The sequence below is a fragment of the Rhizobium sp. 57MFTsu3.2 genome, assembly GCF_012932765.1.
In the GTDB taxonomy this organism is placed as follows: domain Bacteria; phylum Pseudomonadota; class Alphaproteobacteria; order Rhizobiales; family Rhizobiaceae; genus Rhizobium; species Rhizobium altiplani.
This window is the reverse complement of sequence record NZ_JDWI01000039.1, coordinates 1-12,795: the sequence shown is the minus strand read 5'-3', so window position 1 is coordinate 12,795 and position 12,795 is coordinate 1. Positions and strand designations below refer to the sequence as shown.

The 12,795-nt window shown below is 53.3% G+C and carries 11 protein-coding genes and 3 pseudogenes; 9 read left to right on the top strand and 5 right to left on the bottom strand.

What is annotated here, in order from left to right; genetic code table 11:
- Nucleotides 1-76: 76 nt before the first annotated feature.
- From AF71_RS27925 to AF71_RS27910, 4 genes and pseudogenes are all read right to left on the bottom strand, one after another.
- A pseudogene (locus AF71_RS27925) lies at nucleotides 77-1,726 on the bottom strand (IS66 family transposase).
- Between the two features lie 64 nt (nucleotides 1,727-1,790).
- Nucleotides 1,791-2,144 carry an IS66 family insertion sequence element accessory protein TnpB gene (gene tnpB, locus AF71_RS27920; RefSeq protein WP_169683931.1) on the bottom strand — a complete coding sequence of 118 codons (354 nt, stop codon included), beginning with the start codon at nucleotides 2,142-2,144 and terminating at the stop codon, nucleotides 1,791-1,793.
- Nucleotides 2,141-2,576: pseudogene (locus tag AF71_RS27915) on the bottom strand (transposase). Before AF71_RS27915 ends, tnpB begins: the two are co-directional and overlap by 4 nt.
- A gap of 83 nt (nucleotides 2,577-2,659) precedes the next feature.
- Nucleotides 2,660-2,980: pseudogene (locus tag AF71_RS27910) on the bottom strand (IS110 family transposase); the annotation flags it as partial.
- A gap of 139 nt (nucleotides 2,981-3,119) precedes the next feature.
- Here AF71_RS27910 and AF71_RS27905 point away from each other — a divergent pair.
- From AF71_RS27905 to rffA, 9 genes are all read left to right on the top strand, one after another.
- Nucleotides 3,120-5,915, top strand: coding sequence for a hypothetical protein (locus tag AF71_RS27905; protein WP_169683921.1), 2,796 nt, complete (start codon nucleotides 3,120-3,122; stop codon nucleotides 5,913-5,915).
- A 259-nt stretch (nucleotides 5,916-6,174) separates the two neighbouring features.
- A complete protein-coding gene (locus AF71_RS27900; RefSeq protein ID WP_169683930.1) occupies nucleotides 6,175-6,870 on the top strand; it encodes a WbqC family protein in 696 nt (231 codons plus the stop codon).
- Complete coding sequence (locus tag AF71_RS27895; RefSeq protein WP_169683929.1) at nucleotides 6,867-7,790, top strand: glycosyltransferase family 2 protein; 924 nt, start codon at nucleotides 6,867-6,869, stop codon at nucleotides 7,788-7,790. Before AF71_RS27900 ends, AF71_RS27895 begins: the two co-directional genes overlap by 4 nt.
- Nucleotides 7,777-8,409: a class I SAM-dependent methyltransferase gene (locus AF71_RS27890; protein ID WP_169683928.1), complete on the top strand. Its 633-nt coding sequence runs from the start codon at nucleotides 7,777-7,779 to the stop codon at nucleotides 8,407-8,409. The genes AF71_RS27895 and AF71_RS27890 overlap by 14 nt, the downstream gene beginning before the upstream one ends.
- Complete coding sequence (locus tag AF71_RS27885) at nucleotides 8,406-9,071, top strand: acetyltransferase (RefSeq protein WP_169683927.1); 666 nt, start codon at nucleotides 8,406-8,408, stop codon at nucleotides 9,069-9,071. Before AF71_RS27890 ends, AF71_RS27885 begins: the two co-directional genes overlap by 4 nt.
- 9 nt (nucleotides 9,072-9,080) lie before the next feature.
- Entirely contained in the window at nucleotides 9,081-9,989 is a 909-nt protein-coding gene (locus AF71_RS27880; protein WP_169683926.1) for a hypothetical protein, read from the top strand.
- On the top strand, nucleotides 9,982-10,416 hold the full coding sequence (locus tag AF71_RS27875) for a GtrA family protein (RefSeq protein ID WP_169683925.1): 435 nt from the start codon (nucleotides 9,982-9,984) through the stop codon (nucleotides 10,414-10,416). The genes AF71_RS27880 and AF71_RS27875 overlap by 8 nt, the downstream gene beginning before the upstream one ends.
- On the top strand, nucleotides 10,413-11,282 hold the full coding sequence (locus AF71_RS27870; protein ID WP_169683924.1) for a class I SAM-dependent methyltransferase: 870 nt from the start codon (nucleotides 10,413-10,415) through the stop codon (nucleotides 11,280-11,282). The genes AF71_RS27875 and AF71_RS27870 overlap by 4 nt, the downstream gene beginning before the upstream one ends.
- A 49-nt stretch (nucleotides 11,283-11,331) precedes the next feature.
- Nucleotides 11,332-12,471 carry a dTDP-4-amino-4,6-dideoxygalactose transaminase gene (rffA, locus tag AF71_RS27865; protein WP_169683923.1) on the top strand — a complete coding sequence of 380 codons (1,140 nt, stop codon included), beginning with the start codon at nucleotides 11,332-11,334 and terminating at the stop codon, nucleotides 12,469-12,471.
- On the opposite strand, the gene AF71_RS27860 is transcribed toward rffA, so the two are convergent.
- Nucleotides 12,468-12,795 (bottom strand): transposase (locus AF71_RS27860; protein WP_169683922.1); only part of this gene is annotated, 328 nt, incomplete at its 5' end. The genes rffA and AF71_RS27860 overlap by 4 nt on opposite strands.

The window sequence follows — 12,795 nt, the reverse complement described above, 5'->3', positions numbered from 1 at the left end:
TCGATTTTTCAGTTGCAGCGATCTGAGGTTGATCTATTGGCCGTCCTATGAGCTCACCGAAGAGTACCTGACGAGCTCATATTGAGGCCTTGATGCGGGCGACATAGGCCCACGGCATCAGGGCATTGATGTCTTTGGCGAGGTGGCCGTTTGCGAGGCGGGTGAAGAGGTCGGGGAGATAGGCGTAGGGTTCAACGCCGTTCAATTTACAAGTGCCGATCAGGCTGGCAAACCGGGCCCAATTACGGCCCCCTTCATCGTGCCCCGCAAAGAGCGCATTGCGCCGGTTCATGGCGGGTCGGCGGATCGCGTTTTCCACCAGGTTGGAGTCGATATCGACGTGGCCGTCGTCCAGGAACAGCCGGAAGCCGTCCTGCCGCGTTAGCATATAGGCCAGGGCTTTTCCGAGATCAGACTTACGTGAGACGCGCTTGGCTTGCGCTGCCAGCCAGGTGAAGAACTCGTCCACCAGCGGGAGGGACAGGTCCTGTCGAACTGCCGGCGATGTTCGGGATCTGAGCCCCGGATACTGTCTTCGATCTTGTAGAGCGCGGCGATCCGCACCAGCACCTCGTCGACGATGGGCGATCCACTCTTTGGCGTGGCCCTGATGAGCTTTCTGCGTCCGTGCGCCCAACAGAAAGCCAGCTTCAAAGGATCGCCACCCATCCGGTCCGACGTGGCGAGGTGAGAGTAACCACCGTAGGCATCCACCTGGATTGTCCCGTTGAACGCGTCGAGGATTTCAGCGGCATATTCGCCTTTACGCCCAGGTCGATAATGGAACACCACACCCGACGGCGCGGAGCCATTCCAGCCGCGATCGTCACGCAACACGGCCCAAAGATAACCGGTCTTCGTCTTGCCTCGCCCCGGATCCAACATCGGAGCCGTGGTCTCGTCGACATAGAGCCGCGTGCTTTCCGACAGAAGCCGCTTTGCCATGTGGTCGACCACCGGTGCGATTGCGCTGCCCGTGCGCCCCATCCAATCGGCCAGGACCGTGCGATCTATCGGCACCCCATGTCGCGCCATGACCTCGGCCTGCCGGTTGAAGGGCATATGTTCGGAATGCTTGGAGACGGCAATCTCAGCCAGAAGGGCTTCCGTCGGCCAGCTCCCTTCCAAAAGATGCGCCGGCGCTCTGGCCTGGACGACACCCGTTCGACCCTTGGGGCAGGCGTATTTCGGGCGGATCGTGACGATCACGTCGTAGCGCGCCGGAACCCGGTCGAGCCGTTCCGTCCGATCCTCGCCGATCCGGACCACGTTGCCGCAACCGCAGGGACAAACGATGCTCTCAGGCTCGATCACTCTCTCGACCCGCGGCAGGTGTTCGGGCAGTGCACGGCCTTACGCTCCTTGCGAGGAACGGCCTTGTCCGATCCGATGCGCTGGCTTCGATCTTTTTCTCGACCGCGGCGATCCGCGCCTGTGTTTCGGCAATCGCCGTTTCAAGGTCTTCCAGCGCCAGTTCCATCTGCGCCGGATCGAGCTTTTCCGATTTCGGTCCGAACTTCGTGCGCCGATCGTCGTGAACCTGCCCCTCAAGCTTCTCGATCAGTTCCTTCAGCTCGGCGATGAAGGCGTCCTTTTCGGCAACCACAGCCTGCTCATGCTGACGTGCAGCACGCTCGACCGACAGCTCGAACTGCATCGCCGCAAAGGCTTTGACAACCTCTGGCGGAAGGTCCGGAAACAGGCTGAGATCAAGGGGCGACGACATGCGGCCTTATAGCAAGGCAGCATAAAAAAGCCCAACAAAACAACGCCAAAATTAGGCCGGTGAGTCATCCTGCCCCAGTCGGCGGCGCGATCCGTCGCGCCATGACCCGTCGCCAGTCAAGACCTTCGAACAAAGCCTCATATTGACCCCTGGAAAGACGCATCGTCCCATCCTGAACCGTGGGCCAGGCAAAGTTTCCATGTTCAAGAGTTTTGTAGGTTAGCACCATTCCGGTGCCATCCCACACCAGGATCTTCAGGCGATCCCCGCGCTTCGACCGGAAGATTACCATCACCCCGGAATGCGGGCCGAGCTTCAACTCGGTCTGCACCATCAGAGCCAGCGCCTGATGCCTACAGCGAAAGTCCACAGGCCGCGTTGCAATCAGGATCGGCAGTCGTTGGCCCGCGACGATCATGCCGTCCCTCGCACCAGAGCCGCAACACGTTCAACCGGCATCGCCGGGAACCCGCATCACAACGTCCGGACCGATCTCCAACGTCAAGACCGGCCAACCCGCCTCCGGCAGCGGCGGCGCCAAAACATTCACAGCCTCGCCCGGCTCTGCCGCAATCGCCAGAGGCACAAATGCAGGCTCGGCATCGTCGCTTTCCGACAGGCCCGACATAGTCTCAAAAGGCAGCGCCAGAATGCGCTCGCGCACTTGCCGGCGCCACAAGGAAAGCTGGCGCGCAACAATGTCATGGCGGCGCGCGACATCAACAACACGAACACCAGGCTCAAGGCTTTCCGCCACGATCCGCGCCTTCACATCATCCGGCCAACGCCGGTTTCCGCGGCGCGGATCGACAACTTCGTAGCGCCCAACAAATCCATCATCTGCATGCAAATCTCCAGATAGTCCTGGAAACCTTCTTGCACACGCAGCAAGTCTCAAAATACAGCCAATCCAATGGGGCGGAGACGGCGCTTACGTTGATCCGGCGTTTTCGGTTCTACAAACCGCATTTCTGGCTGGCGTGCCGCAACCGCGATCGCTTCAGCGTCGCCCATATCGTTCTTCTGGCACTTGACAAACGGCCGGACGTATTGTGGCGCAATCAGCTTCACCTCGTGGCCATAGGCCGCCAACTCGCGTGCCCAAAAAAGGGCACTCCCGCAAGCTTCAAAAACAACGACGGCCGCGGGCTGACGCTGCATGAATTGTATGAACTGGCCACGTGACAGCTTTTTTCGAAATCGCAGTTCGCCTGTCATCGACGTTCCATGAAGCACGATGATATTCTTTGGCAAATCCACGGCTGGGAAGCTGGAGAGAACGCACTTGGGTTGCCTTCGCGGAGGCTGGGTATGCAGGACAAAGCAACTGTGATAGTTAGCCACTCGAATAAAAAGGGAATCATTAGGGGTCAGTAATTGAAAATACAGTGCAATGGCAAAGTATTCTGATATGTGTAAAGATAAACTAAAGAATGCATTGCATATTCCCATATTTGCTCTGATATTGATCGGGTATGCTATTCAGATATTCACCTATTCTGGTTTTTTGACTAAGAATATTACTATCAACGCTGCGGAAATCCAATCCGAAAAGGGCGCGGCCTATCGGGTTGACCTCTCGTCACTAGCTACCCACTTCCCATTCCGCATAGCCTCCGACGCAAATGGTTCGGGCATGGGGTCCAGTATTGAGCTGCGGGAATCCGGCCTCCAGCTAGGCCCTCCGCACGCCCAACATGATCATATCCGCAACGTGGGAAAAGGCGCGTACTCCCATTGGGGTGGCGAGTTGTACTTTTCTAGCAGTGACGGCACCGACCCGCGGACCAACGGCAGGACATATCAAGTAGCCGCTGTCGTGGGACTCAATCCTCTGGTTTCGGTGGGGAACCTCGCGATAACGTTTGTCTTCGCTCTATTTTGGGGCCGGTGGCTGCTGGCCTGGTACTCGCGAAATGAGACGAAGTTAGTCCTTCTTTGCACAGGGGTTGTAGTCGTCCTAGCCTGTAGGGCCTTCGTCGCGATTGCGGGGGTAGAGTCTACGCATTCCCCTTTGGATTATCGCATCGCGTCAGCTTTGTTGACAGCTGCCTTCCTGGCGCTGTCTACATTTGCTATTTCATTCGACGTTCTATCTCTAAAACATCACGTATCGCCGCTCGCGCGGCGTTGTTTCTATCTTTTGGCCGCGTTTGTATTGGTCGCCGCGGCGGGCTTCAGCTTCGGGCTATTGCCGCCCGTTAACATCGGCGCCGCAGGCTTTGAGCCCATGAGACACGGGCAGGCGAAGCCCGCCGGACTAGCCCTCGCAATTCTCTGGCATGCCCTCGGCGGTTTTCTAATCGCGCTGCTTCCACTTTTCCTGGGAGCGGGGCTTCTCCTATGGACAAAATTCGGGCGTGAGCTTTCCTTTCACGGGCTTCTCGTTGCTGGCTATCCGATTGGTCTCACGGTGTTGGCCATCGCGACAGGGACCGTAATCTCGATTACAGAGGGATGGTTGATACCTCTATCGGTAGCGATGATTGCCACCGCTGGGTGGGTGAGGTCTCCTCCTGATTTCAAGTTGCTTCGGCACTACATGATCCTGGCAGCAATTCTCTGCCCGTTTGGATTTCTATATGCGGAATGGACCGGCCTCGATTGGCACGGCCCATTCAATGGCGCAAATGGACTAACTTCGGGCGATCTATCTTTCTATGCTAACTCCATATGGGTTTTAGCAGCGCATGGATTTCCAATGCGCAATCTCGGCGTGGATGGCGATCTTTCCTTTCATCTGTTCGGAATGCCGAATATGGTACTGTCGGCGCTGGGGGCCACTGGAATTCGACTCGTTCCGCTAGACCCCTACCTGTTTCTAACGTCAACGACCACCATGATCTATGTGGTGGGGCTAGGCGTTTTGCTGGCTGCTTTCTTATCCGATGTCTGCAATGAGCGGCCGCTTCGAAAGATCCTGTTGGCTTTGGGCATCGCCGTAGTTGCTGCAGGCCGGTATCCCTACTGGATGGCAGAGAGCCCGCCGGTCCCGCACGCAATTCTATTGGCTGTATCAGTTGTCTGGTATATGGAGCGTGCGTCTGGAAACGTGTTCGGCATCATCGTGGGCATCCTCTCGGGTCTTACCGGCTCTGCTGTTTCCAAAGTCGTGTCGGCGCCATTTTTCGTCAGCCTTAGCGCTTCAACTCTCAACAACCGTCTGCGTCACCGAATGAGATTTCCGAAATCCATCATTCTCGCTGGCGCTGCGATCGTTCTCTTCTACTTCGTCTACATGATTTCAACGTATGGAAGACTATTTTTGCTAATCGGCAGGTTCGGGCCAGAAACCTACCAGCATTTTCTCGCTACTGATGCGGCATTCTTCGATGTTTGGCCTTTCATCTCCAGAGATGCAGGGGTCCTGCTTCTGATCGCTGCGAGCCTGATATCTTTCCCTGGTTCAATCGGGGGGTCTCTCGTTCTCGCGTTTGTTAGCTTCATTGCTTATAGCTTCTTGTTCCAAATAAATATGGTGGTGGGAGTCTTGACGGCAGCTTTGTTGCTAGTCACCCATCCGCCGGACGTCTTCCGTAGAACCTCTTTTGTCTGGTTCCTTGGCTTCGGGCTGGCCGTGCCGGCAATGCTGTTGACGGATGCCTCTGGCATTGCGACCGCTCCAATCTGGATCGCGGTCGCCTTCGGCGTGGTTGGATGCGGATTCGCCTTTGTAACGTGCGGCGACATAGCTTTCTTTCCCAAAGTCATAATGATTCGCCTTTCGCTCTACGCGCTCGTTGCTCTCGGTCTAGCAGTCATTGCCATCGAACGAGGTCAGCTCAGCGTTCAAACACACCCTGCGAGCATTCCCTATGATGCGATGGAAATCTGGTCGCAAGTTCGCGCACGCACATCAGCGGACACGATTATTTTTACCGATCAGACATCCCCGGATGATAGCAGTTTGATCGGTGGCTGGAACAGCGTTGCGCTTTCTGGCACTCGACAGGTCTATGTCGCAGGCTGGTTGCAGTCGTCACTGCGGACAGATGCAGACGCCAAGCGTCGACGCTTCGATATAAATGAGGCCGTTCTTTCCGGGAGCACTAGGCCAAACGATGTTGCGACATCGCGACCGTTTCATTCCTTCGCGGCAGTCGTGCATCGCAATCGCGTTATGCCTGCGGGCTGGGGCCAGGCCAGCTCCAACGCCGAGTGGTCTCTGTACGTCTGGTCTGGCACCTAATTTTGGCTGGAAGACCATCACGCTGTGAGGTTTCCAGTTGCTGGGGTTTGGGTTTAGGGGTGCGGCAAAGCTAGTGGCGAGCAGACGAGGCTTAATGGCGGACTGAAGGCTTGTGCTGTCGCGCCGGTTTACATGGTATCGACTCTCAGTTCACGATAGTCGGGAGCGGAATCAGCGAAACAAAAGGACATTGCCACCGCATCGCTGGAATGTGATATAGCGAAGCGGTAGGAGTGGCGACAACTAATGGTATTAAGCAATGAAAAAAGTTGCAATTTTGCAGTCAAATTACATCCCCTGGAAGGGTTATTTCGACCTCATCGCGGCCGTCGACGAATTTATAATATTTGATGATATGCAATATACTCGCCGCGACTGGCGCAACCGCAATCAGATCAAGACGCCGCAGGGAGCGGTGTGGCTAACGGTTCCGGTAAAGGTCAAAGGAAAATATCATCAGACAATCAGAGATACGGAAATTGGAGGGGCGGAATGGGCGGCCAGTCATTGGAAGGCTCTTGCGCTTAACTATAAGAAAGCGCCACATTTCAATGAAGTCGCGGCCATTCTTGAACCCTTGTACCTAGGCAGCAAACACGAATTCCTTTCGCCTCTTAATCGTGAGCTCATCGAAAGTATTTGCCGCTATTTAGGCATCACAACAAGAATAACGAATTCTTGGGATTACCACCTTGTCGACGGGAGGACGGAACGCTTGGCCGAATTGTGCACCCAGGCGCAAGCCACCGAATACGTCTCAGGCCCGGCCGCGAAAGAGTACATTGACGAGAGCGTATTCAACGGAAGAAACGTGAAACTGACATGGTTTGACTACACCGGCTATCACGAGTACCCCCAGCTATGGGGCTCGTTTACCCACTTCGTTTCAATTGTCGATCTACTGTTTAATTGCGGAAACGAAGCGCCTCGTTACATGAGACATGTACGCAAATGAAGCTCTCGGTCGTTACAACACTTTACCAATCAGCACCCCACATTCGAGAGTTTCACCGCCGCGTCGAAGCGGCAACAAAGCAGCTTGTTGGCGAAGACTATGAGCTCATTCTGGTAAATGATGGCTCGCCCGACGAGAGCCTCGACATTGCGGTCGCCCTTACCGATTCCGACAGCCACGTGATCGTTATCGATCTTTCGCGCAATTTCGGCCATCACAAAGCCATGATGACTGGCTTAGCCCATGCAAAAGGCGAGTTGATATTTCTAATCGACAGCGATCTAGAAGAAGAGCCCGAGTACCTTGCAGCCTTCGCTGAACAAATGCGCTGCGGTGCTTGCGACGTGGTGTACGGCGTGCAGCAACAACGCAAAGGCGGTTGGTTCGAGCGTGTTAGTGGCGAGTGGTTTTACCGTTTTTTCAAGGTGCTAACAAAAACGGCGCTTCCACGAAACGTCGTAACCGCGCGGCTTATGACGCGTCGCTATGTTGACGCGTTGTTGCGTCATGAGGAGCGAGAAGTCTTCATGGCAGGCTTGTGGTATATAACCGGTTTTTCTCAGCAACCGCATCTTCTCACAAAGCACAGTACGAGCACCACCACATACACGCTGCGCAGAAAGATGTCTCTGCTTGTAAACTCCGTAACCTCCTTCAGCAACGCGCCGCTTGTAAGCATCTTCTATGTGGGCGTAATGATTTCCATCGTGGCGGTGGTCTACATCAGCTATCTGGTGATACACTGGGCATTCTTCGCAAAGGCGCTGAGCGGTTGGACGTCTGTGATGGCTTCGATTTGGCTCTTAGGGGGGATGATCATTTCATTCATCGGAGTCGTCGGGATATATCTCTCGAAAATCTACTCTGAGACGAAGCAGCGCCCCTACACAATCGTGAGACAAATCTATGCAAAACGATAAGGGCGATCTCCTAGCTGAGGTTGCGGGGTATTATTCAGACAAACTGGCCCAACACGGACAAACGCCCCGCGGTGTCGATTGGAATGGAGAGGAAAGTCAGAGGCTGCGCTTTGAACAGCTTTGCAAAGTGATCGGTGACGTGAAAGGGTTTTCCTTGAATGACCTGGGATGTGGCTACGGCTCACTGTATGAGTTTCTCACACCGCGATATGAAGCCCAGAAATATTCGGGATTTGATATCTCGGAGGATATGGTTCGCGGCGCGAGGCAACGGCACAGAAATGCAAGCAATGTACGATTTGTCAACTCCGGCGAACCGGATGAGATCGCCGACTACGGCATCGCGAGCGGCATATTCAACGTCCGCCTTCAACGATGTGACAGCGAATGGCGCGAATATATTGAAGCGACGATACAAGTGCTCGATCGGACAAGCAGCATTGGATTTGCGTTCAACTGCCTGACCTCGTACTCCGATGCGGGCAAGATGCGAGACTATCTCTACTACGCCGACCCAATCGTACTTTTTGATCTTTGCAAACGCCGGTACTCACGCAACGTGGCTCTTCTCCACGACTACGGGCTCTACGAATTCACGATCCTGGTGAGGAAATCATGAAGAAAAGACTAGTTATATTCGGAACCGGCGATATAGCGCAAATCGCGCACGCTTACTTCTCCAACGATTCTAACTTTGAGGTGGTCGCCTTCACGGTCGATGGCGAATATCTAAAGGAATCGGAATTCTGCGGGTTGCCTACGGTGCCGTTCGAGGTCGTTACAGAAGCATACCCCCCCTCGGAGAATGCGATGTTTGTGGCGCTGAGCTATACCAAGCTGAACGCTGTACGACGACAGAAATACGAAGCGGCCAAAGCGCTCGGATACGGGCTTGCCAGTTACGTGAGTTCGAGGGCGAGCGTCTTGAATTGTGGTCGAATTGGTGAAAACTGCTTCATCTTTGAGGACAATACAATTCAGCCATTTGCGACCATTGGCGACAACGTTACGTTGTGGAGCGGCAACCATATTGGGCACCATTCCACGATTGGAAGTCATACTTTCATCGCATCACACGTCGTGATTTCGGGGGGCGTCAACATCGGAGAGCAGTGCTTTATTGGCGTGAACGCGACGTTCAGGGACCATATAACGGTTGGCAATAAATGCATAGTAGGTGCCGGCGCGCTGCTCCTCGGGGATGCGGAGCCGGAAGGCGTCTACATGGCCCAGGCCACGGAGCGGTCGCGCGTCCCAAGTTCGAAACTGAGAAAGATATAAAATACTGAGATGAAGTGGCAAAAACTCGGACGAATATTTTATGTTAATGGCCAAACAGATTGGATGCATACGCATTCCGCCGTGCCGTTTGCGGAGCATCTAACAGAAGATACTTTCAGAATATATTTCACGACTAGAGATAAAAAACGCCGCTCCCATGTGGGATTTGTCGATGTAGACTTCCGTAATCAACTAAAGATTCTCAATGTCTCCTCTGATCCAATCTTGATCCCAGGTTCTCTGGGTGAGTTTGATGACAGTGGCGCGATGGGTTGCTGGCTTACCCAAAAAGGCGATGCGCGTTATATGTACTATCAGGGCTGGAATCTTGGTGTCACCGTGCCCTTTCGAAACTCAATCGGGTTGGCTATCAGCCGAAATCATGAGAATTTTTCGAGATACTGCCCGGGTCCGATACTCGATAGGTCTATGCTGGAACCACATTTTACGGCAACGCCTTGTGTCATCCTGAGTGAAGACAAATGGCGGATGTGGTACCTGTCATGCACAGAGTGGACCGTAGAGAACCACATGCCAAAGCATCGATATCATATCAAGTATGCAGAATCTGACGATGGAATAAGTTGGCGCCGCGAAGGAATCGTGGCCATTAATTACGCCAACGATGAGGAGTACGCGATTTCGAGGCCGTCCGTAATGCAAGACTCTGATTGTTGGAGAATGTGGTATTCACACCGGGGCGAATTTTATCGAATTGGCTATGCAGAGTCTCACGATGGCGTAAAATGGCAACGCTTGGATAGCGAGGTCGGAATCGATATATCGCCATCTGGCTGGGACTCCGAAATGATTGAGTACCCGTTTGTATTTGACCACGCGGGTCGACGTTACATGCTATACAACGGCAACGACTATGGCAGGACGGGCTTTGGCTTGGCTGTATTATCGAATGAATAGTCGTCTAATCTCTGTCCCCCGCGGAGAGGTATTAAAGCAACTTCTTAGATATGTCCTTGTAGGTGTGGCAAACAATGCTGCGGGGTATTTCTTATATTTGCAAGTTACATATCTTGGCGTTGCTCCAAAACTATCAATGACTATTTTGTACGTTGCTGCTGCGATAGTAAGTTTTTTCGGGAACAAGAACCTTACATTCTCCCACAAAGGGGGAGTGAAGCGATCTGGGCTTCGTTATTGCGTAGCCCACTCGGCGGGCTATTTCGTTAACCTTGCTATCCTTTTTGTGTTCGTGGACGAGCTAGGGTTCCCACATCAAATTGTGCAGGCAGCAGCGGTGTTTGTTGTTGCTGCGCTCCTCTTTATTGCTTTTAAATTCTATGTGTTTCATGCACCCGATATGGGATCAACTGGAAAAAAGAAATGAAACAATGCATTGCTTGTGGTGATAAATACCATGTATCCGGAAGGACCTGTCCGAGTTGTGGCGTATCTCCAGCTGTTGTTGGTGGGTTCGACGCATACGCACCCGATTTCGCATATGATGGTGGAGGGTTTAGCGCCTCCTATTTTTCCGAGCTAGCTCGCCTTGAGGAAACTAACTTTTGGTTTCGTGCAAGGAACAAGATAATTTTGTGGGCCCTAGAAAGGTATGTGCCGAATTGTAAATCTTTGCTTGAGATTGGCTGCGGCACAGGCTTCGTGTTGACAGGGATAGCAAGTAAATTTCCAAGTATCGAGCTAACGGGAAGCGAAATTTTTGCCGAAGGACTCGAATTCGCTTCGAAGAGGCTTCCATCAGCCGATCTCATGCAAATGGATGCGCAACGGATACCTTTCGTCGATGAGTTTGATGTAGTGGGCGCCTTTGATGTGCTTGAACACATCAAAGAGGATAAAATTGTTCTTGGTCAGATTCACAAGGCTTTAAAGCCCAATGGCGTTGTGCTTCTCACTGTTCCACAGCACCAATGGCTTTGGAGCACCGTGGACGAATATGCGTTTCATGAGCGTCGTTATTCTGCCTTCGAGATCGAAGAAAAAGTGAGAGACGCAAACTTTCAGATCATCCGAAGTAGTTCTTTTGTGACCGCGCTTTTGCCAGCGATGGCAATTTCTCGGGTGTTTCAGAAGCATATTGCTAAAGAATTCGATCCGGCGGGTGAGTTAAAAATCAACCACTCCGTTAATTTCCTACTTGAGAAGATGATGATGATCGAACTGGCAGGCCTCAAGATAGGTATGAACTATCCGCTCGGAGGGTCCAGGCTCGTCATTGCGAGAAAGTCCTAAGGGATGATCTCTGTGAACCTTGATATTGCCGTGGTGAAAGATGAGAACAATGCGTGAAAGAATTCCCTTCAACTGGCCCCACATGACCGGCAAGGAGCTTTATTACATTGCTGAGGCACACCATAACGGTTCCCTGGCTGGAGACGGCCCCTTTACCAAGCGTTGTCAAGAATGGTTTGAAGCGAAAACCAGATGCAACAAGGCGCTGCTGACGCATTCGTGCACTGCCGCGCTCGAGATGGCTGCGCTGCTGCTCGACATCAATCCGGGCGATGAGATAATCATGCCATCTTACACATTTGTTTCTACGGCAAATGCGTTCGTCTTGCGCGGGGGCGTGCCCGTTTTTGTTGATGTTCGAGCGGACACGTTAAATATCGATGAGCAGCTAATTGAGGCAGCTATCACCCCGCGCAGTCGCGCGATCGTGGTAGTTCACTATGCAGGTGTCGCGTGCGACATGGACACGATAATGGAAGTCGCCCGACGCCACGGACTCAAGGTGGTAGAAGATGCGGCGCAGGGCGTCATGTCTACCTACAAGGACCGCGCTCTTGGCAGCATTGGTGATCTCGGTGCTTATAGTTTCCATGAAACAAAGAATGTCATATCCGGTGAAGGTGGTGCGCTTCTGGTCAACGACGCAGATTTTGTCCAGCGCGCTGAAATCATCCGAGAAAAGGGCACTGACCGCAGTCGCTTCTTTCGAGGCCAGGTCGACAAATACACGTGGCAGGAAGTCGGATCGTCATTTCTTCCGGGTGAGATAATTGCGGCCTTCCTCTGGGCACAGCTCGAAGAAGCAAAGGCAATCACCGAAGGGCGCTTGGCCAGTTGGGACTGGTATCACAGAGCGCTGGCCCCGTTGGAAGCCAAAGGCGCCTTGCGCCGTCCCATTGTGCCGCAAGATTGCGGGCATAACGCGCACATGTACTATGTACTCCTAGCTTCAGAAATTGAGCGGAATGCGGTTTTGAGTGAATTGAGCCAACACGATATTGGAGCTGTTTTCCACTATATCCCTTTGCACTCGGCACCTGCGGGCAGGCGATATGGGAGAGTGAGCGGTAGTATGGAAATCACCGATTCGTTGTCAAGCCGACTCGTTCGCCTGCCTCTCTGGGCAGGCCTGTCGGAGGATCGTCAGGCGCGAGTTGTCGACGTGCTGTCTAAAGCTTGTCGCGTCTAGATCGCCTCATACCCTGCGGCCCTGAAGTAGTTTCGACATTCTTCGACGGGGAACAGTGCACAGATGTCGCTTAGGGCATTTGATATTGCGTCGAAACTCCTTGCGGCTTTCTTTCGTAGGAGCGTCTTGAGTTTCGAGAAGGCCATTTCGATCGGATTCAGATCGGGCGAGTACGCAGGTAGAAAGAGCAGCCAGGCACCTTTTTGTCTGATGAGATTTTCGGCCTTTTCGCTTTTGTGGAAGCGAACATTGTCGGCAATCACGACGTCGCCCTTGGATAGAGTTGGGACGAGTTGCGTTTCGATCCAGGTCTCGAATATCTCG